Raw genomic sequence first — 23,958 nt, 5'->3', positions numbered from 1 at the left:
AATGATAAATCGGTTATTATTTATCAATTATCGTTTCTGATTTACTTGCTCATTAATTTCCAAAGCTCATTAATTACTTCTTTGTCATCAAAATGATGTTTTACACCATTTATCTCCTGATAGTTTTCGTGGCCCTTTCCGGCTACCAAAACAATATCTTTAGGTTCTGCAAACTTTATGGCCATTTTAATGGCTTCTTTTCTGTCCGGAATTGAAGTGTATTTGCTGAAGTTTTGAGGTTCAACACCTGCTTCAATTTCCTTTATAATTTGTACCGGATCTTCTGTTCTTGGGTTGTCTGAAGTGATAATTGCCAATGTTGATTTTTTAGCGGCAATATTCCCCATTTCAGGTCTTTTTGAGTGATCTCTGTCACCTCCGCAACCGAAAACCGTGATTAACCTTTCATTTTTTGTTCTGATATCATTGATGCTGTCCAGGATGTTTTCTAATGCATCCGGAGTATGTGCATAATCAACGATGAAGAAGATTCCGCCATCAGATTTAAAGGTTTCAAATCTTCCAGAAACTCTTTTCAACTTGCTGATGGCCTGCAGGATTTCATCCTGTTCAAAACCAAGTTCTTCTGCAATTCCAAATACAAGCAGTAGATTGTAGGCATTGAATTTACCGGTTAAGGTGGTCCAGAATTCTTTTCCATTGAAGTTCAGCAACATTCCGTTGAAATCAGCTTCTAAAAGTTTTCCGTGGTAGTCGGCCATGGTTTTCAAAGCGTAAGATTTCTTTTTAGCTTTGGTATTCTGAAGCATCACATTTCCATTTTTGTCATCCACATTGGTGATGGCAATGGCTGTATCTTCAAGTCCGTCGAAGAATCTTTTCTTTGTTTTTAAATATTCTTCAAATGTTTTATGATAATCTAAATGATCATGAGTAAGATTGGTAAACCCTGCCACTTTGAAGTGTAATCCTTCGATTCTGTTTTGGGCAATTCCATGAGAGCTTACTTCCATGAATGCATATTCGCATCCTTTTTCAACAGCTTCAGCTAAAATTCTGTTGATGGTAATCACATCCGGAGTGGTGTGTGTTGCCGGAATAATTTCTTCTCCGATTCTGATCTCAACAGTAGACAGTAAAGCGGAATCATAACCCAAATTCTTGAATACATCAAAAAGAAGGGTAGAAACAGAGGTTTTTCCATTGGTTCCGGTAACGCCAATCAATTTCAGTTTATGAGATGGGTTTCCATAGAAATTGGAAGCAATATGTCCCAAAGCTTTTGATGAATCTTTTACTTTTACATAAGTGATATTTTCATCCAGTACTTCAGGAAATTCTTCGCAAACGATCGTTTTAGCCCCTTTTTCAATAGCGGATGCGATGAACGAATGTCCGTCCACCACAGTTCCTCTCATTGCAACGTAAAGAGAGTTCGCTGTAACCTTTCTGCTGTCGATCACCAACTCAGTAACCTCACGGTTGCTGTCACCGTGGATTTCTACTACTGGGATTCTGTTTACTAATTCTGTTGTTATCATTTTCTATCAATAGGACTTCATCCTATCTTGTTTTAAATCGTCCCTTCGGGACTCTATTTTTCTAATTTTGCAGAGATAAATAAATTCTCTGGTTCTTACTGATCGTGGTGCCTTCCAGCGGGAATTGTTCTTTAATTCTTCCAACTCCTTTATAATCTACACGATAGCCTAAGTTTTCCAATTGTGGAATTATATTTTTACCTATTAATCCTACCACATTAGGCATCTGTTTGTCATTTACGGCAATTTTTACGTTAGGTTCAACCATTTTGCTCAGGTTTACCTTTTTATCTACAAGCATTTCTCTTTCGATATTCTGAGGTGTTTTTAAGAATGTTTTTCCTGCAATTTCTTTAAACACCGGAGCCGAAACCGGACCTCCGTAGAATCCTATTGCTGTATTGGGTTCACTCACCATGACATAGCAGGTATATTTTGGGGCATCAGCGGGATAAAAACCTGCAAAGGATGCGCGATATTTCATTGGACCAGGAAGCCAGTATTCAAATCTTGCGGTTCCTGTTTTCCCTGCCATTTTAAGGTTGGGTGTGAAAATGCTTCGTCCCGTTCCTTTTTCAACGGCTTTGGTTAAGGCGCTGGTCATCATTTTAATTGCTTTTTCGGAAGCCATTTTGTTGACCATTACTTCTGGTTTTGCAGTGTACATTACCTTCCCGTCTTTCATGATCTTATCGATGAATAGGGGCTTAAGCATTTTACCACCGTTAGCAACTCCGTTGTAGAAAGTTGTCAGCTGCAACAGGTTAACATTGGATGAGTATCCGAATGAAATAGAGGCTAATGTAGCGGCATTCCATCTTTTATTTTGTGGAGTTAAGATTTTCGGTTTTGTGATTCCCGGAAGTTCGATATCCATTTTATCAAAAAGCTTCCAACGCTTCAGGTGATCAAGGAAAATCTGAGGTTTTTCAGCGTAATACTTTGTGATCAGCTTTGCTGTTCCTACGTTACTTGATTTTGCCAGAACATCACTGATATCATAGGTTCCTCCTCCGTGGCCGTCTGAAATTCTTTGTTTGGCATAGGTCCAGACCCCATTACCAACATTTACAGTCGTATTTTCATCGATGAATCCATCGTCCATTGCTGCTAAAAGCGATATGGTTTTAAAAGTGGATCCGGGTTCGATATTATCTTTTAAGGCATAGTTGTAAGAGTCTTCGTAATCTCCTGATTCCGTTCTTCTTAAGTTAACCAGTGCACGTACTTTTCCTGTCTCTACTTCCATGACGATTACGGTGCCATGTTTTGCTTCGTAATGGATCAGTTGCTTCTCCAGAGCAGAGTGTGCAATGTCCTGAATTCTAAGATCTAAAGTAGTATATACGTCTTCTCCGTCGATAGGTTCCTGAACTTTCCAGAAGTCGATTGGTTTCCATTGGGAAGAGTTGATTCTTTGTTCTAGTCTTTTACCGTCAGTTCCGGTTAAATATTTTGAGAAAGCACCTTCAAGACCGGATCTCAGTTCTCCGTTATCCATTCCGATGGTACCGGCTCCGATTTCTGAAGTTGCCAGTTCTCTTTTGTAGTTTCTGTCGACGATGAAACCTCCTTTATTTTTACCTCTTTTGAAGATAGGGAATTGTCTGATTCTGTCGTATTGGTCAAAATCAAGGCCTTTTACCAGGGTATAGTATTGATTTTTCTTTTTCTTTTGCTCGTCAAACTTCTGTCTGAATTCTCCTCTGGATTTTCCGAACATTTTGCTTAGAGAATCTGTCAATGCTCCGATGCCGTTGCTGTAAACGGTATCTTTCATGGTTTTGAAATCCAGGTAAATGTCGTAACGCATTACGGTTGTAGCGAGGATGGATCCGTCTGAGGCGAAGAGGTTACCACGGGCAGCCTTTAGAGTGGCTTCGCGGTAATTTTTATTAATGTAATCGTCTTTAATCTCCTGGACATTGGTGTTTTGAAGGATTACAATCCTTGCCAAGAACATTACAAACACGCACAAAGCTACCACTGCGAAGAGGTAGCCCCATCTTAACGTTTTTTTACGTTTATTGTCGTATTCATTTTGCTTTTGCATCTGTACTGTCCAGTTTTATTAGCAATTTATGGGGATGGTTTTCGAGGGTCATTAATGAGTCCCTTGCAACCTCTTTCCCCAGTTCTGATTCCATTTTCACTTTGATCAGCTTACTCTGGGCGTAAGCGTTTCTCGATTTGTATTCTTCTGTTTCTTCTTTTAAAGCATTAACAATTTTAATTTTCTTGTTGACGAGATGGTTGCTGTAAATCATAGCCATCATCAAGACAAACAACAGGAGGAAATACTTGTAATGTATTTTGATCTCATCGCGGTTGAGAAAATTCCCTTTTATAATGTCTATAAAAGTGAGTTTCTTCTGTGGGCGATTTGTTGTTCTCTTTGCCAAAGCTTTGTTTGTAATTGATTAATGATAAAAGATAATTGATATCGCTTATCACTTATGAGTTATCATTTATACTTTTATTCCTGTTCTCATTTTGGCGCTTCTTGCTCTGGAATTATCTTCGATTTCCTGGTCATCCGGGATAATCGCTTTGGTTTTGAGCAATTCAAACGCTTTTTTATAATTTCCGTAGATGTCTCTTTCCGGTTCTCCTTCGAACATTCCGTTTTTCAGAAATCTTTTTACCAATCGGTCTTCTAAAGAGTGGTAAGAGATCACTACTAATCTTCCTTCCGGTTTTAAAACGTTGTAAGCCTGAACCAGCATTTCTTTTAATACTTCAAGTTCCTGGTTTACTTCAATTCTTATGGCCTGAAAAAGCTGGGCATAGAATTTATTAACCTTATGAGGAGGGATATAGCTGAAAAGCTTTTTTAAATCCTCAGTAGTATCTATACTTTTTGTTTTTCTCTGATGAACGATTTCTCTTGCCAGTTTTCTTGCTTCTCTTAGTTCACCGTAATAATAAAAAATATCTGCAAGCTGTGCTTCGTCATAGTCATTAATTACTCTTTTAGCATCAAGACCTTGCATTACATTCATTCTCATGTCTAGCGGAGCGTTGCTTCTTGTGGAAAAGCCTCTGTCTGCTTCGTCAAACTGGTGAGAAGACACTCCTAAGTCGGCCAGAATACCATCAACCTGAGGTGCTCCGTACATTAACAAAGAATTTTCAAGAAATCTGAAATTCTGGTTGATTAATGTAAACCTTGCATCATCAATTGTATTTTTAAGCGCATCCAGATCCTGGTCAAAGCTGAACAATCTTCCTTTATCAGACAGTCTGCTTAGTATTTCCCTTGAGTGACCGCCACCACCAAAGGTGCAATCCACGTATATTCCGTCAGGATTCGTCACCAAATCATCAACACTCTGTTTTAACAAAACGGGGTTATGGTACATGCTTAGTTGTGTTTTTTATTTACAATATATTCTTAATAACCTTCAACAGTTATTCTTCATCGAAAGAGCCCATCACATCTTCGGCCAGGCTTGCAAAATCAGTTTCATTGGTGGCAATTACCTTTTCATAGGCTTCTTTATCCCAAATTTCAAAGAGTTCTCCTGCGCTTGTGATCACAATATCTTTCTGAAGATTTGCAAAAAGCGTCAGGTCTTTGGAAATTTGTAGTCTTCCTGCATTATCCAATTCTACTGTTTTTACTCCTGCCGTAAACATTCGTATGAAATCAGCATTCTTTTTTATGAACCTGTTCAGTTTATTAATTTTGCCCATCAGTTTGTCCCATGCATTCATAGGATAAACTTCCAGACAAGGTTGGAACACAGATCTTTTGACTACAAATGCCTTGTCTTCGAAGTTTTCCATCTGTTTAATTAAAGATGAAGGAACTTTTAAGCGGCCTTTGTCGTCAATTTTACACTCATATGTCCCAATGAAATTTTTCATTTGGGACAAATTTATATAATAATTTCCAAAATTTCCCACTTTTTCCCACTTTTTGACTCAATGTTAATAAGTTTTATTAAAGATTTGATTTCAAGAATGTAAAATGCTGATATGTTGTAAGTTGTAAAAAGTACTATTTAAGCCATAATAAAGAGGTTTTTAAAAAAAAAGTTAAAAAGCAGAATATTGTATTATTTTTATCTTAAATTAGGATAATCAAAATATTTTTGAGGTTTAATTTGTATTTTTGCAGGGCTTTATTAAGGCGACTTATGATATTTAGTACAAAAAAAGAAAAGAAATATTCCTATGTAGAAGCAGGAGAAGGACATCCATTAGTGCTGTTGCACGGGTTAATGGGTGGTTTGAGTAATTTCGATAAAATGGTAGATTTTTTTTCGGAAAGAGGATATAAGGTATATGTTCCTCAGCTACCGATTTACGATTTGCCGGTACTCAATACCAATCTTACCACTTTAGCAAAATATATTATCAAGTTTATAGAGAGCCATATTTCCGGACCTGTGAGCATTGTAGGAAACTCAATGGGAGGTCACGTGGGGCTTATCTTAACTTTGGCAAGACCGGATCTTGTAAAGAATCTTGTGTTGACAGGAAGTTCAGGATTATATGAGAGAACTTTCGGTGATAGTTTTCCGAGAAAGAACGACAGATCTTATATCAGGAAGAAAACAGAAGAGGTTTTTTATGACCCTAAGGTTGCTACCGAAGATCTTGTAGATGAAGTTTTTGGAGTGGTGAATGACAGAATGAAAGGAATAAAAACAGTAATGTTGGCAAGAAGTGCAATTAAGCACAATATGATAAACGATCTTCCTAAGATTTTGACTCCCACTTGTTTGATCTGGGGGAAACAGGATAATGTAACTCCTCCGGAAGTTGCGGAAGATATGCATAAATTTATCCCGAATTCGGATCTTTTCTGGATTGATCATTGTGGCCATGCTGCCATGATGGAAAAGCCGGATGAATTTAATGAAATCCTTTTCAACTGGATAAAAGATAAAGTTTAAAATAAATAACAAATAACCATTAGGAGCTTTTCTTAATGGTTTATTTTTCTAAAATATATTCAAAAATGGTTATTAAGACAGCAGAGTTTGTAAAGAGTAGTGGAAAATGGCAGGAATGTCCTGAACCAAATATTCCCGAATATGCTTTTATCGGAAGATCTAATGTAGGAAAGTCATCATTGATCAATGCCATGATGAACCATAAAGATTTGGCTAAAACTTCGGGAACTCCCGGGAAAACTCAGCTGATCAATCATTTTTTGGTGAATGAGAGTTGGTACCTTACCGATTTACCCGGATATGGATACGCAAAAGTTTCAAAAGTTCAGCGAAAGGATTTTGAAAAACTGATTACCAATTATATTCTTAACAGGAGGAATCTGGTGAATCTTTTTGTTTTGGTAGATTCGAGACACAGTCCTCAAAAGATCGATCTTGAGTTTATTCAATGGTGCGGAGAAAGTGGCGTTCCTTTTTCAATTGTTTTCACAAAGGCAGATAAGCTAAAGCCTAATGTGGTTATTAAAAATGTTGAAGACTATAAAGCAGAGCTTCATAAAACATGGGAAGATCTTCCTGAACTATATGTAACCTCTGCAGAAAAGAAAGAAGGAGGAGATCATATTCTCGATTTTATAGAAAAAACGAATGATTTTTTAAAAAATAATAGTGTAAGTTTCGATGAGTAATATTGTTTGGAAGATTAAAACCTTTGATGAATTTACTGTTCCTGAGCTGTATGCAGTATTGAAAGCCCGTATAGATGTTTTCGTTATTGAACAGAATTGTCCTTATCCTGATCTGGATAATTACGATCAGAAAGGAATTCACATCTGGGCAGAGGAAGACGGGCAGGTTCTTGCCTATTGCCGTGTTTTTGATAAGGGAATAAAATATGATGAAACGTCTCTGGGAAGGGTCTTGACCACGGAACAAGCCAGAGGTAAGAGTTTAGGGAAACTGTTGATCCAATATGCTGTGGAAACTATTGAAAACCGTTTTCACACTTCTGAAATCAGGATTTCAGCACAGGATTATCTGTTGAGATTTTACAGCGGATTCGGATTTGAAGATACCGGTAAAAAATACCTGGAAGATGACATTCCGCACACGGAAATGATTAGAAAATAAAAGAAAAGGTATCTCATGAGGGATACCTTTTTCAATGGTTATATGTGGAGTGTTTTTTTATCTGAGCTTCATGGTTATCAGTCCCAATTTTATCTGCAGCCTGAGCAATAAGATCTGTCTACATATTGCTTGCTGCTTCCTGAGTAATAGTAGCAACCGCCTCTTGATCCTACATATAATTGATTTCCATTATAAGTGCATCCGCCACTGCCGGATGATGAATATGATTTTGAAGATCTTGAGCTTGTAGATTTACTTTTTCTGCTGCTTTTGCTCTTTTTTGGTTTTTTCCCGGTTAATTCTTTCGCAAAAGAAACCGTGCTTGGTGTGGCTGAAAAGTTAGCAGGTAATAATAGTCCCAGGCCTAAAAGGCTGGTAAAAAGTAGTTTTTTCATAGTGATGGTTTTTAAGTAAGTATTTATAGAATGGTTTTCATGATTGTTTAATCTATTTAAAAGTATTCATTACAGTGCTTAATAGTTTTCTAAAGTTTTGTGAAGTTCTTCTCTGAATTTATAGATGTCATCTAAATCACTTAGCAATACTTTTTCACCCGCATCTTTACCATTGTGAAATGTTTCAATATATTTATTTGCCGTATTAAAGTGAAGTCTACATAGTGGCTTTCTATTATTATCATCAAGGAGAATTCCAAAATAAGATAAGGTATCTCTATAGGCGATTCGTGTTGCTGGAATTCTTTCACGCATGATCGCTTTCACAATCTGGAATCCCTCAAGCTCTTCCTCCGTTGTGACGATTTTAGATTCATTATTTTCATCTATTGGTTGCGCGGATTTTACATCATCATCTTGTTTTTCAATTTGTTCATTGATATTTAATGCTGATTTAAGCCTGAAGCTGATAGATTCGTTGATGGATGTTGTTAATGCTTTTTTAGTGTATTCTTTAAAAGAAATCATTCTGTTTGCAGTAATAGGCTTTTCAAAGAATCTGCTGACTAAGAGCTTTACAATTTCATCAGATGGAGTTTCTATTTCTTTTTCGAATTCTTTTCTTATCGCCTTAATATATTTTAATGCTTCAGCAGAATCTAAAATACTTTCCAGGTTATAATCTTTTTTTGTGAAGCTTTCGAGTATTTTTATTGAGCTATCTTTTAAGTCTTCAATATTGATGGTAAAAAAAGGTTTTTCATCCATAATATTAGGTTTTTCAAGATCTGTATAAAAGTTATATATGATCCCGTTTGTAAGGACTCCAAACCTTGTCTTGGATACATGATAGTACCTATGAAGTTGAGAATTGTGGGCATCTGCACTTTCTTTCCAGTGTTTACATTCAATAATGAAAATAGGCTCGTCATTATTTTTGATTACATAGTCTACTTTTTCACCTTTTTTGGTTCCAATATCACAAACGTGCTCGGGGACAACTTCGGTAGGATTAAAAATATCATAACCTAAAATCTGTATAAAAGGCATTACAAAAGCATTTTTAGTAGCTTCTTCGGTGCTAATTTGATCTTTTAATCCTGATACTTTCTGCTGTAGTTGTTCAAGTTTTATTTTAAGGTCCATTATTTAGTTTTATTTATACTCCAAAAGTATAACGCTTTAAGAGGTAATCCTTACGGGATCCCGTAATATTAAAAGACCTTTCGAATTTACTCGAAAGGTCTTAAATTTTGATTATATAATTCCCCAATCCTTACAATGAGCAATTAATTGTTCATTGTTTGCGACACCCAGTGATTCCTTAAGATTATTCAGTGTTTTTTCTACACTACTAAGGCTAGATGGTTTGATATTGTTTTCCTTCAAATAGTCAGGAATGTTTTTTTGAAGCATTCCTTTAGAAAGTAAGGAAACAAGTATTTTATCAAACTTTGTAAAATCATAAGCATTTTTATTTTTAATGGCAGCTTTTATATTAGAGGAAATATATTTTTCATTGTTATAAACAGCTTTTATCGCTTTTTTCAACTCCTTTATATCTTCTCTTCCTTTGGAAACAAAACCATTGATTTGATGAATCGTGAATAAATTCTCAATAACTTCTGGCCTGCTTTCAATAGAAAAAGTAATTACTTTAATGTTTGGAGCATCATCTTTTACGGCGTTAATTAGCTCTCGTCCATTTGTTAGACGCTGTTCCCGGTGATCTGTATCAAATGAGAGATCAGTAATTAATAAGTCATAATAATCTTTTTCCCGGATGCCTTTTTTTATTTTCATCCATGCATCATCACAATAGTGTACATTATCTATGGTTTCAATTTTTAATTCTTCAACTGCTTTTTGAACGGAAATATTAAAACTTTCAAAGTCTTCGGCTATCAGTACTTTTTTAAACATAATTTTATTTTTTGGCTGGGAATGAGAGGCTTATCTTTAATCCCTTTTCTGTTGTCGTTTCAAAATTAATTGTTCCTCCTATAGAATTTATACGGGATTCCGTATTCTTCAAACCATTTTTGGGAGAATATCCATGCATTCCCACTCCATTATCTGAATAAGCAATTGTGATTATATTATTTTCTCGCTCAAAATCTATAATAACACGATCTGCTTTGCTGTGTTTTTTCATATTGGTCATTAGCTCCTGAAGAATATAGAAAGTTTCAATCTTGGCTGTTTCTGAAGCCCCATTCCATAATTCTTCTTCATTTCCAATGATAGGAACTTTAATAATATCTGAAGAATAAGATTTTAGCATTTGAGAGAGTTGTTTTGAAAAATCTTTTTCTATAGCAATATCTTTGTCTTCATAAGATATATCACGGGAAATATGATAGATGTTTTCTAATTTATCTAACAATTCATTTTTATCAATATTTGATGTATTTTCTACTTCTGACATGACGTGATATACTTTATTAGCAACTTTATCGTGAACTTTTTTTGAATATTTGAGGGCTGTATTTTTTACTTCAAATTTTAAGTTTATTTGTCGTTTACGGAACCAGATGATAATGATTATAGCAAAAATTAAGGCTACCAAAAGGAGTAAGATGTTATTTTGCTTTTGAGAATTATCTGCTTTTAACCTTTGATTATCAGCATTACTTTTTTCACTGTCATACTTGATATAAGCAAAGCGATTACTGTAATTGTTCCTACTAAGTTGAATGCTATCTGATAAAATTTTATATTGATTGAATAATTTTTTAGCATTGTTAGGGGTATCAACAACTAGAATTTTTTCAAGAGCCTCTAACCGATCTACTGGACTTTTATTTTTTGTCGCAGTAATCAACATTTGTTTTGCATAAACTAAAGATTTTTCTGAATTTTTATCTTTATAAATATCAGATAGATGGGAGTAACTAGAATTCATTCCCCATGAATCATTTTGTGAAATTTTTATTTTCAAGATTTCTTCCAAACTGTTTTGTACATCATAAGTATTGTCAAATAGCCAATGAAAATATTCTTTATTATCTTTTATAGTATATATTGTATTTTTTTTCTGAATGGAATCTAAAATGATTTTTTCAAGTGTTTTTAATGCATTTTTGTAATCCTTTAATTTTGAAAATGCTACTGCTTTATTATTTAAAAGTCTTGCTTTTGTGTCATATTCTATGTTGCTTTCAGACAATGTTTTATCGGACCATTTAATTGCTTCCTTATATTCCTTTTGATCAAACTTGATATTTGCCATGGTTCCATAAAGAGAATAAAAGCTAGAGTCATTTTCTTTCATGTAGGTAAGAGCCTCAACTAATGTTTCCTCAGCACCCATATAATCTCCTTTATTGTTTTGGATGTTAGCTTGAAATATTAGAGCTTTAGAAATATTGGAAGAGTCATGTGATAATTTATAGTAGGATATAGCTTTTTGAAAGTTTTTATAAGCCTCTATGTCATTTCTTTGAAATAGTTCTGATCCTTTTGTATAAAAGGTATCTCCAATTTCAGTGTTTTCGTTTGTAATCTTATGCTTTTTACAGGATATACACGATAAAAGTATTAAAAAAAATATAAATCTTGCCATCCTCTAAAATAAAAAAAACCACTCAAATAAGAGTGGTTCATAATTTTATTTTTTTGGAGGTAAAATCGGAAGTGTCTCTCCTCCCGTATCCTCTCCCAGTTCTACAGAAGCATGTACTGTGACCGGTGCCGGATTGTTATCAGATGTTGTTGTATTTGCGTTATTATTTGGGAATGCTAAACCTAATAGCATTAATATAAACTGGATCATTTCCTTAAAAATTTAAAATTTGAGCATTTCTGTAGTTGCCAGTGAAACCGATCACAGGTAGAGCTACACGATTAAAAAAATTTGAAGCGCTTCTAAATTTTTGGGAAGTGAACCTTCAAAAACGGAGGAGAAACATCTGCTTCCCAACCCGGAGTTTTCCTCCGTTTTATCAGGTGAATTTGAAATCAGTTTTGTACTTTTGTTTTTGTAATGTTTTGTTTGTCACTGATTTCTGAAGCAAAGATGCGACAAAACGTGACGCAAGTGTTAGTCACGGTTTGGACATCTATGGACACAAAATGGACATGAGTGCTTTATGGGAATCCGTAATGTGGTATGATTGAAAATCAGCTATTTTGTAAAGGCTCAAAAAACTATATATGTCCAAGAAAAAACTACTAATCCATGAAGTGTTTAAGAAAGCACAGAAAGACTTTCCAGCTGAAAATACTAAGAGCGGCTGGGCTTCTGAACTGTCTGATTATTTTGATAAAGAGTTGAATTTTATAATTAACGAGAGAACGTTTGTAAGGTATTATAATGCCTGCATACGTGATAACGGAGAGCCTGATATAAAAGATGGGCTTATACTTAATAAACTTTGTCAGTACTTAGAGTATAAAGACTTTCTTGATTTCGCTACCACTTTTATCAAAGAGGATGAGAGGGCAAATAAGACGACAGTCAAAATAAAAGTAGACGAACATGAGGAATCATTTTCGGAAAAATTAGGTAATATTTTTATTACCATAACTAACGAACAGAATTTCAAAATGCCTGAATTTGTCAAGCAAAATGGCTTGGGAATTGCCGGGGTTCTTCTGATTGGAAGTTTATTTATTGGCAACTACTATTATTCATCAAAAAGCAAGACCCCATTGGGCTTTTTCGGACCAATCAATGAGAAAAGCTGTATGTATTGGGATAAAAATGAGTATAAGCTGGTAGATTGTGAAGATAAAGATCCGACACGAAGCCTTATGCCTAAGGATACCATACAGTTGAGATACTTTAAAAGAATTACAAGAAAAGATACGCTTACAATAGACAACGCATTAGGAAGGACGTGGTATTCTAAGTATAACGGAAATGTTGAGTTTTTTACAATGGATGGAGTAGATCCGGATAATGGACGAGAACTCAGATCTTCAACACCATATATTATTGATAAATATGCCGGTGCGCCGGTTTCTGTGGAAGAATAAAAAAGCGAAGATTTCTCTCCGCTGTATATTATTCTGCATCTAGCATTCCCAGTTCCCCGAAATGCTTTTTAAACTTCTGGATTTTAGGCCCCACTACTGCACTGCAGTAAGGCTGCGTAGGGTTTTCATTATAATATCCCTGATGGTATTGTTCTGCAGGCCAGAATGTGTCGAACGGGCTTAATTCTGTTACATAAGTTCCCGCCCATCTTTCGGATTGCTGAGAGGTTTTGATCGCTTCTTCAGCTTTTGCCTTTTCAGTATCGTCTTTATAATAAATAACAGAACGATACTGTGTTCCGATGTCATTACCCTGTCTGTTCAGTTGAGTAGGATCGTGTAGGAAAAAGAATACATCCATCAATTGTTCATAAGAGATAATTGAAGGATTGTAAGTAATTTGTACAACCTCAGCGTGCCCTGTTTCACCGGTACATACTTCTTCATAGGTCGGATTATCCTTATGTCCTCCTGAATATCCTGAAACAGCCGATTCAACACCTTTCAGCATGTTGAAACAACTTTCTACACACCAGAAACATCCACCACCGAAAGTAATTTGTTCTAAATTATTGTTATCCATTTTTTGGTAATTATATTGTTTTATTGTCTTTTCCGTTATGCGATACTGATCAGGAAAAAACTAATCAAAAATATGAAAAAGTTTTTCATTGGGATATGATTTTAGACTGCTAAACTCAAATTGCGATGATAGATGTTGCAAATGGTTTTTAAACACAAATGCCACGATTATTTATCACAAATAATAAAGAAAGAATATTGGTTATGAAAGTATCCCGATTGTCATGCTGAGCATAAACTAAAGGTTTACGAACGTAGTTCACGAAGCATCTTCGTAAAGGAATTTATGGTAAACAAAAAAGCACCCTAAAAAGGATGCTTCTATGATTTATAATAGCTTTCAGTTATTTTTCCCAAACCAGAGCACTGGCGCCAAGGATGGCTGCATCTGCTTCGTTAAGTTCACTGAATACCAATTTTACTTTATTTCTGAAAATAGGAAGAAGGTTTCTTTCCATGTGAAGTTTTGCCGGTTTTAAAATAAAGTCTCCTGCTTTGATAACCCCACCAAATAAAAGAATAGCTTCCGGTGATGAAAACATGACAAAATTAGCCAATGCTTCACCTAATTTTTGTCCCGTATACCTGAAAACCTCGATAGAAATAGGATCCTCCTTTAAGGCACATTCGTATACTGTCTTAGAATTAATTTCATCTTCAGGATACTGATTCAGGATCGATTCAGGAAATTCTGCTCTCATTTTCTTGGCTGTAATGGTAATTCCGGTAGCAGAGGCATAAGCTTCCAGACTTCCTTCTGATCCGGTACTCCAGTGCTTTCTTCCGCCTGGTTTTACGATTGTATGACCAAGCTCTCCTGCAAAACCATCATGTCCGTAGATTAAGTTTCCGTTGGCAATAATTCCGCTTCCAACACCTGTTCCCAGGGTAATCATGATAAAATCTTTCATTCCTCTTGCCGCTCCGAAAAGCATTTCACCCAAAGCTGCCGCATTGGCATCATTGGTGACGGTACAAGGTAAATTGAACTTGGCAGTCATCAGTTCTGCAAAAGGAATTACACCTTTCCATGGCAGATTAGGGGCAAGCTCAATGGTTCCTTTATAATAATTAGCATTCGGTGCGCCTACACCAATTCCGTCGAAGTGCTTTTCAGTACCATGCTTTTCCATTAAAGGAGCTACATGTTCATATAAAGCATCGATAAAATCTTCTACTTTGTCATAGGCATCGGTTTTCAGGTTTCCTTTATCCAGAACCTCGCCACGATGGTTTACAATTCCAAATTTGGTATTTGTCCCACCGATATCAACTCCCAGGGCAACTTGTTTTGATAAATCTATTAATGACATTTCTATTATTAAATTCTAAGGTCTAAAAATATAAAAAAGATTGTATTAATAGATTATGAACCAGATATTATTTGAAGTTTTAAGCAGTTTTTACCGGTTTTTTCTTTCTTCTGCCCCACCAGATCATAAATCCGGTTACAGGAAGAGATGCACAGATCAAACTTACAATGAAGGCAATAATCTTTGTAGGAAGGCCTAAAATCGCTCCAACGTGAATATCATAATTGGCATTAACCACCTTTTCACCAAAGTTTTTGTCTTTCGGATCGTGAGTGTGTAGCAATTCTCCTGAATTTTCATCAAAGATCAGACTGCTGCTTTTGTGGTAAGAATAAGATAAGTGCTTTACATAAACTTCAAAGTTGGGATGCTCATGATCATCCATATGTTCATGGCCAAGATCTATTGCAAAACCGTAAGAATCCGGATATTTTGCTTTTACTGTACTGATGATTTTGTCAAGTGTTCCTTCTGTCCTCAGCTCAATCGGAGCTTTGGTTTTAATGTGAGAGAAATCCGGATACTTCGTTTCTCCACCGGAAAATATTACGTAGATCATCGCCTGAACAACAAAGAACGCATAGAAAAGTCCGGTAATAGAAAATATTAAAGCAAAAATAGAGGCATAGAAACCTAATACATTATGAAGGTCATAGTTCTTCCTTTTCCAGCTTTTGATGTTTTTCCATTTGAATGAAAAACGTTGCTTTCTAGCAGCTTTGTTTTTTGGCCACCATAAAACAATCCCAGTAATAAGCATAATTACGAAAATAATTACCGGTATTCCCACCACATAGGTTCCCCAATCTTGCTTCAGAAGAAAACTCCAGTGAATCATTTTAACAATATTGAAAAAACCGTTCTTTTCATCGTAGACTCTCAATACCTTTCCGGTGTATGGATTTACGTAAGCCTGTTTATAGACCGGAAATTCATCGAAATAATTCCATCCTTTGGTATTGTGCTCATACCAGAAGAACATGTACGACATTTTCTTGTCAATAGGAACATTTACCCAGTGGATAGGATATTTTTCCTTTACCTGTTCTGCAACCGCTTTTTCCATCACCCGTATAGGAAGAATTTGTTTCTGCTCAATATTTTGCTCATGATGGTAGATCACATCTTTTCGTGTGAGGTTTTCTACTTCATCTTTAAAGACATACAGCGCGCCGGTAATGGAGATAATAAAGATCAGGAATCCGATTCCCAATCCAAACCACAGGTGTAATTTGGAAGACCATTTTTTAAAAAATCCCGGTTTGTTTTTATGATGATGCTTTTTCTTCATAGGACATTTAAAGGTTTGGCAAAGATAGTCTTTACTTTTTATTTAGATTAATTAAAATTTATATTCAATCATGAAGGTTCCTCTTGCTCCCGGTGAGTTAACGTAATCACTATCTCTCGCAGCCCACCATGCAATAGAAGGTTGATACAATCTGTTAAATACATTTTCAACACCCAATGAAACTTTCCAGTTATGATTGACCTCATAACTTGATTTAAAATTAAAAACGGTATAATCAGGTACAAAACCTTCTCCATAGGCATATAACCCTTTCGCATTGGTTGTAAACCTGTCCTGTTTGAAGGAATGAAGCATATCAATCCCCAGGGATAATGAAGGAATCGGCTTTGCCTGGATATAAGCAAGTACTTTAGGAGCGGTGATTCTGCTGTTGTTGATTTTTGCTGAATAATCTCCGTCATCCTTTATGGAAGTAATGCCTTCCATCCAGCTGTAGCTTCCACCAAACTGAATCCATCTGGCAGGCGTAAAGTGTAAAAACCCTTCCACACCGTATACTATTTCCGGAGATCTCTGGATCATTAACGCTCTGTCCGGGCTTTGTACAAATGAAGCTCCCAATTTGGAAGTACTTACATAAGAAGTCAATTCGTAATTAAGCCAGTTTGAAAGTTGTCCTGTCGCTCCCAATTCATAATTATTGACAATGATGGGTTTTGTTTCAAGATTTTTAATCGTTTCAGAAGTTGATGTTCTTAAAATTCTTCCCAATTCATTAATAGAGTAGGCCTGTGAGAAGCTTGCGAAAAGGTTGATAAATGGCTCAATATTATATCGGATACCAATATTTCCTACCAATGCGTTGTAATTAAGTTTTCCTCCTGCTACCGGAATACTCTTTGTAAAAGTTCCGTCGCTTTTAATGACTGAAAGTGTATTGAAGTCATCTACATTTACTTTGATATTTTCATAACGGAGTCCTCCCTTGATCGTTAACTTTTTAAGTAAGTCGATTTTTACCAAAAGGAAAGGGGCAATATTGGTCATATTCATGTTGGGAGTCCAGAAACGTCCATCTTCCAGTTTTTGAACGGTTTCATCATTGAGGATATCGGCACCATATATAATTTCGCCCTGTGAATTGGCAGCATTCCAAAGCTGGGTATCAAAATTAAATCTCGCACCAGCTTTTTTCGAAAGAACATTGGATTGTCCTCCATTAAAGAAGGTGTCACTGTAGCCGTAAACGGTTTTAAAATCCTGATAATAAAGATTAACATTAAGGGAAGTTCCTTTAAATAAATTTTTATTATCATAACTCACCCTGATATTATGATTCTTTGGCGTTCCCTGTGGGGTTGTTTCAAGACTTTTGCCTTCTCCTTCACCAATAGTGGGCTTTTGTCCGTATATACCTGTCCCTAAACCTAAATTTAAATTCGATCTTGAAGAATATCCTATATAGGAAACTTCCACTCTTTGATTGTCGTTAATATCATAGCCCAGCTTCAACATTCCGTTATAGTTATCCATTTTCGCGGTGCTGTAAGTCGGACTTAGGTAAACACCATCGGCGTCTTTCATATATCCCGTTCTTTCATAAGCCAATGAAAGGGTATAATCAAATTTGTTAACTTTTCCGGATAAAAGCTGGCTGGCTCTTACCCCTAAAGTTCCCCCATAAGGCTGACCGGTAAGTCCAATCTGTGATATCCCGGAAATCTTTTTGTCGGTCTTGCTCCTTTTGGTAATGTAATTGATGATCCCACCGTCGGCACCGTTTCCATAGATAGAAGAGGCTCCTTTAATGACTTCAACTCTTTCAAGTGCTGAAGGATCGATTACTCTTAAGTCTCTTGCTCCGTTTCGAAGTGGGGTAGATTGGGGAATTCCGTCAATTAAAACTAAAACCTGACGACCTCTTAATGTTTGTCCGGTGTTGGAGGTTTGTCCTGAGTTTGTTCCTAAACTGGGAACTGTATATTGCAGGATGCTCGTAATATCTGAATTGACCGTCAATTGCGACTGAATCTGCTTTTCTGCAACCACCGTAATTGAACTGGGTACTTCTTTTATATTTTCTTTTTTTCTTGAAGCGGTCATTACAACCTCTTCTACATTCTTGGTAAGTAACGTATCTTTAACCTGAGCGAAAACAATAGTTGTTCCCAGACAGGCAGCTGATATAAACGCTTTTTTCATTATATTTTCTTTCCTTGTTTTTTTCTTTTTCCCCACCAAACCAGAAATCCGGTCACCGGAAGAGAGGTGCAAATGAGGCCCGCTGCAAACCAAATGATCTTTCCAATCAATCCGAAGTAGGATCCGGTATGGATGTCATAGTTGGCATTGGCATATTTTTCAGCATTGCTTAACTTTTGATGAGGTTTATTGGCCAGAAGTTTTCCTGAGTATTTGTCAAAAGTCAACAGGTTTCTTTCGCTAAACCTTCCGTCTTGTCCGTATACAGTAACGGGCAGGTTTTTCAATTCTTTTCCTTTTTTATTCTTTCCGTTTAAAGAAATCCTCAAACTGGATGATCCTGCGTATAATTTTTGAGTTTGTGCTGCAGCAAGATCAAAAACAGCATCATTTTTTACCATCAGAGAATCCGGGGATTTGATTTCTTTTTCCTTCGGAAGATCCATAGATCCCGACAATGCAAGATTGAATGTGTTTTTTATATAGGGATAAGCAAAATAAATTCCTGTAACACTCAATAATAAAGCAATGAACGAAGCATAAAATCCGAGAATATTATGAAGGTCATAGTTTTTCCGCTTCCAGGTTTTCACGTTTTCCCAGCTAAACCAGAGACGTCCTTTTCTGGCATTTTTATTTTTAGGCCACCACAAAATAATTCCGGTAATCAGCATGATGATAAAAAGGACAGTAGGAATTCCTACGACATATTTTCCCCAGTCAGAGTTGAGAAGAAGCCCCCAATGGATGTATTTTAAAATATTGAAGAAATCATATTTCTCATTGTAAACGGCAAGAATTTCTCCTGTATACTGGTTGACATATGCCTGTTTGTTGATGAGAACTTCCTGGAAATAGTTCCAGCCTTTTTTATTCTTTTCGTAATATAAAAAACGATAGGATTTGCTTTTGTCTAAAGGAATCTCAACAGAGCTCAATGGATATTTTTCATTGAGTTCCAGACTTACTTTCTCGCGAAGAATATTGAGGGGTAATGCTTTTTTAGCAAGATCTTCGTGTTTTATATAGATGGCTTCCTTACGAAGGATATTTTGAACTTCCTCTCTGAAAACATACAAGGTTCCCGTAAGAGAAACAATGAAGACAATGATACCAACGGACAAGCCAAACCACAAATGCAGTTTGGCAGACCATTTCTTCGTAAAGGAAACTTTCTTCTTATGTTGATGTTTCTTTTTCATAGAAAAAAGTTAACCCCGAAGGGCTAACCTTTATTTTTTTAGAATTTATATCCGATTGATAATCTGAAATTTCTCGGAGCATCTGCCTGGTAATAGTAATAACCAGCATATGGTGATCCTGAGTACAGATATCTGTTAAAGACATTAAATACATTAAAGTTCACTCTGAACTTTGAATTTTCCCAGGAAGCTCCTGCATCAAATTTAACATAGTCAGCCATTTGTAATGTGTTGGTGCTTCCCCAATCCCAACTGCTTCTGTCTGCCATATAAGTTCCTCCAAAGCTTAATCCGAACCCTTCAAGAACATTATTGCTAAAGGTGTAATTCAACCAACCGTTAGCTGTATGTTTTGCATAACCAGGGACTCTGTCTCCTTTTTTTCTGGTTGCTGTAGTTTCTGTAAATTTATTCTCTGTAAAGGCATAATTAAAAATGGCATTAAATCCTTTTACAATTTCTCCTTTAAGATCAAATTCAACTCCTTGTACTCTTGTTTTTCCAAGAAGAATGGAATATTTACCGTTTGGATTGTTTGTCAGATCCGGATCTCCCGTGATTTCATTATTTTTATTGATATTGTATAATGAAAGGGTAGTGTTCCATTTTCCTCCCAACCAGTCTTTTTTGAGACCCACTTCAATATTGTCTCCCGTGAGTGGTGTCGCTGTTGTTCCATCTCTAAATAAACCTGCTTGTGGGACGAAAGACTGATCATATAATGCGTAAGCAGACATATTTTGATCAATAGAATAACTTAACCCAATACGAGGAGTAATTCTGTTGGCCTCTGATTTTGTACCGTAATTCGTTTCTTTCACATTCGTGTAGCGGGCAGCAAGAGTTAATCTTAAAGCGTCATCTAAAAATCCTAACTCATCCTGTAAATATAAACCTGTGTAGTTTTGATTGATAGTACTTCCTGCACCTGCTCTTTCTGTTAAAGATTTACTTTTCCCGTCAAATGCTTTGTATGTACCATTTGGACCACCATAATTTCCGGAACCATTGATATCATAGTTTAATGTATCCACATTATACCAGTATCTTTTGTCTGCTACAGGATTTGTTAGTGCATCATAATCTCCGTTTGCATTATATTTATCTAAATTGTATCCTTGAGACCAGTCTGCCATGTATTTTTTGCTTCCCAAATCCAGTCCTGCCAAGATTTTGTGAGAAACGGGTCCTGTTTTTACAAGTCCGTTTAAGAAAATCTGACCAAATTTCATTGTATTATCTGCTTCCCAGTAATTTAAACGACGGATCATATGATTACCCTCAAACATACTTGGCCAAAGATCACTTCCCATTGTATATTCATTGACATACGTCAGTTGAGAAGTTAACTTCCAGTTTTCATTAAATTTATGTTGTAGATTTACATTGATTGTATTATTATCAACTTTTGTTGGTTCAATTCCGGGATCCGTAAGTGTATATCCAACAGGCTTCGCTTTATATCCCTGAAAGCTGAATACGTAGGCAGAACCAACTTCAGACATCTTTGCTTTTTGGTAAATATACTCAGCTGTTAAGGTAGTTTTATCAGATAGCTTTACCTTTAATGAAGGATTAATAATATAACGATCGTTAAACTCATAATCTCTGAAACTGTTTTTGTTTTGAGCCATTAAATTCAACCTGAAAGCAACCTTATCTGTAATTTTGGTATCGATATCTGCTTCTCCTCTGTACATGTTAAAACTTCCCAGAGTTATCCTAGCCGTTCCGTTCAGTGAGTTTCCGGTAGGCTTTTTAGTTACAATATTATAAATTCCGCTTGGTTCTCCATTTGACATTAAGAATCCTGACGGGCCCTTAATAAATTCAATGTGATCCACATAACTCATATCCTCACTTAATGGTCCCCAGGTTGAGGTTACATTTACTCCATTCATAAAAGCTGCTGCTCTGGAACCTCTCATATTAACTCTGGTGTACATGTCTCCCCAGTGTTCCAATCTTTGTGCACCGGCAACATTTCTTAGAACACCATCGCTTAGGGTAGTAACCTGCTGGTCTTCCAATGCCTTGTTCGTAATAATTGAAATGTTCTGAGGAATTTTGATAAGCGCCTCATCAAGTCGAAGAGAAGATGAACCTTCCTTTTCTACATATTTTTTGTAATATCTACCGTTGACAATTACTTCTTCAATATCATTAGATTTAATCGTATCTTTTTCCTGAGCAAATGTTAACATTGAAGTTAATAATACAGCTCCTATCGTCAGTTTTTTCATTGTTTTATAAGGGAGTAATTTATTGTAACAGTTTAAAATTTATAAGTAAGGGTACCTACAGCATTAATTAACCTTTGTGGATTTGCTGTGGTATATCCGATCCAGTAATGTTGATTGGTAAAGTTGTCCACTTTAACACCAATTCTGAATTTCTTGGCATCATAGTAAGCGCTGGCATTAAGAACAACATAAGAAGGCAGCGAGAACACTCCATCTACAGCGTTGTAGATTTTATTTTCGCTGGCATAGTTTCCGCCAACTCCAAATCCTAGTCCTTTCAGTGTTCCGTCTAAAAATTGGTAGCTTGCATACAGGTTGGCAAGATAAGGTGATCCGGATGTATTAGGCCTTCTATTTAATACCGATGCATCAGCTTCCGTATATTTTGAGTCATTGTAGCTAAAGCCTGCAATCGCTGTGAAACCTCTTAGTAAATAAGCGTTTATTTCCAGTTCAACCCCTCTGCTTACAATGGTTCCGTCTTGAACTTGTGCACGGGGGTTGGATGCCCCTATTGCAGTTCTTAAAACATCTTTTACTTTAATATTATAGTAACTGAATGTAGAAGATAATTTTCCGTTGAATAGATTGGTTTTGATACCCCCTTCCAGCTGGTTCGCTTGTTCAGGAACTGGAGTGGCTGTCCCTCCGGAAGCATTTATATAATAATCAAGATTTTTAAAGCTGTTTTGATAATTTCCAAAAACAGAAACCTTATCTTTTATTAACTCATATACAACTCCCAGTTTTGGAGAGAAGAATGTTTGATTTAGCTTTTTCTTGTCAGCTACGGTAATATCAGGTTTATTAGTGAAGTTATCTACTCTTAACGCCATTAATACATTAAGGTTATCCGTTATATTAAGGACATTTGAAAGATAAACAGCATAATTTTCCTGAATTCCTGATATTAAATAGGGTGCTTCTTTTCCTGCCATGGCATTATATTGTGCCTGTAGTGCAGAACCATTGAAATTCGTGTAATCAAAACCAGACTGATGTAGAGGAACAGGAATAGATTCACCTTGTGAGTTTTTATCAAATCCGTTTACATCATAGAAGTTCTGATTATTATTTACCCTTAAATAATCAAAACCTAAAACCACTCTGTTTCTCAGATTTCCAATTTTGAAATCCCCGTTAAAGTTTTGTTGAAAATTAAGAGATTTTTTTCTACTGTCTCTCGTAGATTGGTCGCTTCTGTACATACTGTCTGCGCTATCTCCCATAAAATATAAATAAGGCATAAACCCGTTCGAATAACTGGAAGATGTACTGAAATTGGTATTTGAAGTAATTGAGTTTGAAATCTTATAATTAACCTGACCAAAGAAATTAATGCTTCGTCCGGTATTGGTAAGATCTTTTCCTAAATATGAATTTTTATAATCAAGATTAAGATCTTTGATATTGTTTACTTTTTGCAGGTAACTACCAGAATAGAAGAAAAAGGTTTGGTCTGTCATATTCTTCATCTGGAATAATTCCATATCCAAATTGATACTTAAACGATCAGTTGGTTTGTAGCTTAAACTTGGTGCAATGGCCAGATTTCTTCTAAACCCTTCTGTCTGAAAAGTGCCCTCATTGGTATAGGCAGAATTTAAACGGAATAATAATTTTTTGTCCTTTGTAAGTGGGGTATTAACGTCTACTGCGGCTCTGTATGTGTCATAGCTTCCTCCTGCTAAGCTTATATTGCCTCCGAATGTTTCAAAAGGTTTTTTCGTTACTCTGTTGATTACCCCTCCGTAGCTTGAAAGTAAGCTGCCGAACAAGGTTCCTGATGGTCCTTTTAGAACTTCTATCTTTTCAAGATTAATGGCATCAATAGTTCCTGTTACGGCTCCTAAAACTCCATTTCTTAATGAATTGGCAGATACAAAACCTCTTAAGCTTACGTAGGCTCCTCCATCACCGGCTCTTCCATTTGAGGTCCACATCTGCTGTAATCCCGGGATGTTCTTTAAGGCATCATCTACGGTGTAAAGTCCTTGGTTTTCTAAAATGACTTTATCAATACTTGAATATACTTGTGGATTTTCAATAGCCTTTAAAGGCATTTTATTTGAATATTCACTATCTTTCTTAATGTAAGTGTTGATAAGTACTACTTCATCAATGCTTTTTGTGTTTACAGTATCTTTTTTTTGAGCATAGGTCGCCAGAGATCCCAGCATCGAAGCACAGATTAGTACATTTTTCATGAAAGTCAAATTTTATGCAAATATATTATTTTTAACTATTCTAAA

General features: G+C 35.9%; 21 protein-coding genes. 4 read left to right on the top strand and 17 right to left on the bottom strand.

The features are described 5' to 3' along the window. Positions 1–41: 41 nt before the first annotated feature. The 5 genes from EG342_RS04895 to mraZ form a co-directional block, all read right to left on the bottom strand. Positions 42–1,502: a UDP-N-acetylmuramoyl-L-alanyl-D-glutamate--2,6-diaminopimelate ligase gene (locus EG342_RS04895; protein ID WP_103288647.1), complete on the bottom strand. Its 1,461-nt coding sequence runs from the start codon at positions 1,500–1,502 to the stop codon at positions 42–44. Positions 1,503–1,563: 61 nt separating this feature from the next. Further along, entirely contained in the window at positions 1,564–3,555 is a 1,992-nt protein-coding gene (locus EG342_RS04890; RefSeq protein ID WP_103288646.1) for a penicillin-binding transpeptidase domain-containing protein, read from the bottom strand. Next, complete coding sequence (locus tag EG342_RS04885; protein WP_100377881.1) at positions 3,539–3,904, bottom strand: FtsL-like putative cell division protein; 366 nt, start codon at positions 3,902–3,904, stop codon at positions 3,539–3,541. The genes EG342_RS04890 and EG342_RS04885 overlap by 17 nt, the downstream gene beginning before the upstream one ends. A gap of 66 nt (positions 3,905–3,970) precedes the next feature. After that, positions 3,971–4,864 carry a 16S rRNA (cytosine(1402)-N(4))-methyltransferase RsmH gene (rsmH, locus tag EG342_RS04880; protein WP_103288645.1) on the bottom strand — a complete coding sequence of 298 codons (894 nt, stop codon included), beginning with the start codon at positions 4,862–4,864 and terminating at the stop codon, positions 3,971–3,973. 49 nt (positions 4,865–4,913) lie between these two features. Then, entirely contained in the window at positions 4,914–5,372 is a 459-nt protein-coding gene (gene mraZ, locus EG342_RS04875) for a division/cell wall cluster transcriptional repressor MraZ (protein WP_103248544.1), read from the bottom strand. Between the two features lie 272 nt (positions 5,373–5,644). Here mraZ and EG342_RS04870 point away from each other — a divergent pair, with 272 nt between their 5' ends. From EG342_RS04870 to EG342_RS04860, 3 genes are all read left to right on the top strand, one after another. Next, entirely contained in the window at positions 5,645–6,406 is a 762-nt protein-coding gene (locus EG342_RS04870; protein WP_103288644.1) for an alpha/beta fold hydrolase, read from the top strand. A gap of 65 nt (positions 6,407–6,471) precedes the next feature. After that, complete coding sequence (yihA, locus tag EG342_RS04865; RefSeq protein ID WP_103289276.1) at positions 6,472–7,095, top strand: ribosome biogenesis GTP-binding protein YihA/YsxC; 624 nt, start codon at positions 6,472–6,474, stop codon at positions 7,093–7,095. Further along, positions 7,088–7,537: a GNAT family N-acetyltransferase gene (locus tag EG342_RS04860; protein WP_103288643.1), complete on the top strand. Its 450-nt coding sequence runs from the start codon at positions 7,088–7,090 to the stop codon at positions 7,535–7,537. The genes yihA and EG342_RS04860 overlap by 8 nt, the downstream gene beginning before the upstream one ends. A gap of 89 nt (positions 7,538–7,626) precedes the next feature. Here EG342_RS04860 and EG342_RS04855 read toward each other — a convergent pair whose 3' ends face one another. The 5 genes from EG342_RS04855 to EG342_RS25075 all read right to left on the bottom strand — a co-directional run bounded on the left by EG342_RS04855 (position 7,627) and on the right by EG342_RS25075 (position 11,707). Continuing rightward, positions 7,627–7,932 carry a hypothetical protein gene (locus EG342_RS04855; RefSeq protein WP_103288642.1) on the bottom strand — a complete coding sequence of 102 codons (306 nt, stop codon included), beginning with the start codon at positions 7,930–7,932 and terminating at the stop codon, positions 7,627–7,629. 78 nt (positions 7,933–8,010) lie between these two features. Further along, complete coding sequence (locus EG342_RS04850; RefSeq protein WP_103288641.1) at positions 8,011–9,078, bottom strand: type I restriction endonuclease; 1,068 nt, start codon at positions 9,076–9,078, stop codon at positions 8,011–8,013. A gap of 111 nt (positions 9,079–9,189) precedes the next feature. Next, complete coding sequence (locus tag EG342_RS04845) at positions 9,190–9,855, bottom strand: helix-turn-helix domain-containing protein (RefSeq protein ID WP_103288640.1); 666 nt, start codon at positions 9,853–9,855, stop codon at positions 9,190–9,192. A gap of 4 nt (positions 9,856–9,859) precedes the next feature. Further along, positions 9,860–11,497, bottom strand: a complete 1,638-nt coding sequence (locus EG342_RS04840) for a tetratricopeptide repeat-containing sensor histidine kinase (protein ID WP_103288639.1) — start codon at positions 11,495–11,497, stop codon at positions 9,860–9,862. A gap of 45 nt (positions 11,498–11,542) precedes the next feature. Beyond that, positions 11,543–11,707, bottom strand: coding sequence for a hypothetical protein (locus tag EG342_RS25075; protein ID WP_164465148.1), 165 nt, complete (start codon positions 11,705–11,707; stop codon positions 11,543–11,545). A gap of 380 nt (positions 11,708–12,087) precedes the next feature. Between EG342_RS25075 and EG342_RS04835 the strand changes: the two genes are divergently transcribed. Next, complete coding sequence (locus tag EG342_RS04835) at positions 12,088–12,912, top strand: hypothetical protein (RefSeq protein ID WP_103288638.1); 825 nt, start codon at positions 12,088–12,090, stop codon at positions 12,910–12,912. 28 nt (positions 12,913–12,940) lie between these two features. Here the strand turns inward: EG342_RS04835 and msrA are convergent, their stop codons facing one another. The 7 genes from msrA to EG342_RS04800 form a co-directional block, all read right to left on the bottom strand. After that, positions 12,941–13,495, bottom strand: a complete 555-nt coding sequence (gene msrA / locus EG342_RS04830) for a peptide-methionine (S)-S-oxide reductase MsrA (protein ID WP_103288637.1) — start codon at positions 13,493–13,495, stop codon at positions 12,941–12,943. Positions 13,496–13,838: 343 nt separating this feature from the next. Beyond that, positions 13,839–14,807, bottom strand: coding sequence for an ROK family protein (locus EG342_RS04825; protein ID WP_103288636.1), 969 nt, complete (start codon positions 14,805–14,807; stop codon positions 13,839–13,841). A 79-nt stretch (positions 14,808–14,886) separates the two neighbouring features. Beyond that, complete coding sequence (locus tag EG342_RS04820; protein ID WP_103288635.1) at positions 14,887–16,098, bottom strand: PepSY-associated TM helix domain-containing protein; 1,212 nt, start codon at positions 16,096–16,098, stop codon at positions 14,887–14,889. 51 nt (positions 16,099–16,149) lie between these two features. Further along, positions 16,150–18,261: a TonB-dependent receptor gene (locus tag EG342_RS04815; RefSeq protein WP_103289273.1), complete on the bottom strand. Its 2,112-nt coding sequence runs from the start codon at positions 18,259–18,261 to the stop codon at positions 16,150–16,152. Beyond that, a complete protein-coding gene (locus tag EG342_RS04810) occupies positions 18,261–19,463 on the bottom strand; it encodes a PepSY-associated TM helix domain-containing protein (protein ID WP_103288634.1) in 1,203 nt (400 codons plus the stop codon). The genes EG342_RS04815 and EG342_RS04810 overlap by 1 nt, the downstream gene beginning before the upstream one ends. Positions 19,464–19,501: 38 nt before the next feature. Continuing rightward, positions 19,502–21,706 (bottom strand): TonB-dependent siderophore receptor, encoded by a 2,205-nt coding sequence (locus EG342_RS04805; protein WP_103288633.1) that lies wholly within the window; start codon positions 21,704–21,706, stop codon positions 19,502–19,504. 32 nt (positions 21,707–21,738) lie between these two features. Continuing rightward, positions 21,739–23,913: a TonB-dependent siderophore receptor gene (locus tag EG342_RS04800; RefSeq protein WP_103288632.1), complete on the bottom strand. Its 2,175-nt coding sequence runs from the start codon at positions 23,911–23,913 to the stop codon at positions 21,739–21,741. Positions 23,914–23,958 lie beyond the last annotated feature (45 nt).

The organism is Chryseobacterium lactis (assembly GCF_003815875.1).
Lineage (GTDB): Bacteria > Bacteroidota > Bacteroidia > Flavobacteriales > Weeksellaceae > Chryseobacterium > Chryseobacterium lactis.
Note: the sequence above shows the minus strand (reverse complement) of the source record. Positions and strands in the feature narration are given on the sequence as shown.

Excerpts from the sequence above, each read along its gene's own strand:
- EG342_RS04895 (WP_103288647.1), bottom strand. The coding sequence starts at position 1,502 with ATGATAACAACAGAATTAGTAAACAGAATCCCAGTAGTAGAAATCCAC.
- EG342_RS04890 (WP_103288646.1), bottom strand. The coding sequence starts at position 3,555 with ATGCAAAAGCAAAATGAATACGACAATAAACGTAAAAAAACGTTAAGA.
- rsmH (WP_103288645.1), bottom strand. The coding sequence starts at position 4,864 with ATGTACCATAACCCCGTTTTGTTAAAACAGAGTGTTGATGATTTGGTG.
- mraZ (WP_103248544.1), bottom strand. The coding sequence starts at position 5,372 with ATGAAAAATTTCATTGGGACATATGAGTGTAAAATTGACGACAAAGGC.
- EG342_RS04870 (WP_103288644.1), top strand. The coding sequence starts at position 5,645 with ATGATATTTAGTACAAAAAAAGAAAAGAAATATTCCTATGTAGAAGCA.
- yihA (WP_103289276.1), top strand. The coding sequence starts at position 6,472 with ATGGTTATTAAGACAGCAGAGTTTGTAAAGAGTAGTGGAAAATGGCAG.
- EG342_RS04860 (WP_103288643.1), top strand. The coding sequence starts at position 7,088 with ATGAGTAATATTGTTTGGAAGATTAAAACCTTTGATGAATTTACTGTT.
- EG342_RS04855 (WP_103288642.1), bottom strand. The coding sequence starts at position 7,932 with ATGAAAAAACTACTTTTTACCAGCCTTTTAGGCCTGGGACTATTATTA.
- EG342_RS04850 (WP_103288641.1), bottom strand. The coding sequence starts at position 9,078 with ATGGACCTTAAAATAAAACTTGAACAACTACAGCAGAAAGTATCAGGA.
- EG342_RS04845 (WP_103288640.1), bottom strand. The coding sequence starts at position 9,855 with ATGTTTAAAAAAGTACTGATAGCCGAAGACTTTGAAAGTTTTAATATT.
- EG342_RS04840 (WP_103288639.1), bottom strand. The coding sequence starts at position 11,497 with ATGGCAAGATTTATATTTTTTTTAATACTTTTATCGTGTATATCCTGT.
- EG342_RS25075 (WP_164465148.1), bottom strand. The coding sequence starts at position 11,707 with ATGATCCAGTTTATATTAATGCTATTAGGTTTAGCATTCCCAAATAAT.
- EG342_RS04835 (WP_103288638.1), top strand. The coding sequence starts at position 12,088 with ATGTCCAAGAAAAAACTACTAATCCATGAAGTGTTTAAGAAAGCACAG.
- msrA (WP_103288637.1), bottom strand. The coding sequence starts at position 13,495 with ATGGATAACAATAATTTAGAACAAATTACTTTCGGTGGTGGATGTTTC.
- EG342_RS04825 (WP_103288636.1), bottom strand. The coding sequence starts at position 14,807 with ATGTCATTAATAGATTTATCAAAACAAGTTGCCCTGGGAGTTGATATC.
- EG342_RS04820 (WP_103288635.1), bottom strand. The coding sequence starts at position 16,098 with ATGAAGAAAAAGCATCATCATAAAAACAAACCGGGATTTTTTAAAAAA.
- EG342_RS04815 (WP_103289273.1), bottom strand. The coding sequence starts at position 18,261 with ATGAAAAAAGCGTTTATATCAGCTGCCTGTCTGGGAACAACTATTGTT.
- EG342_RS04810 (WP_103288634.1), bottom strand. The coding sequence starts at position 19,463 with ATGAAAAAGAAACATCAACATAAGAAGAAAGTTTCCTTTACGAAGAAA.
- EG342_RS04805 (WP_103288633.1), bottom strand. The coding sequence starts at position 21,706 with ATGAAAAAACTGACGATAGGAGCTGTATTATTAACTTCAATGTTAACA.
- EG342_RS04800 (WP_103288632.1), bottom strand. The coding sequence starts at position 23,913 with ATGAAAAATGTACTAATCTGTGCTTCGATGCTGGGATCTCTGGCGACC.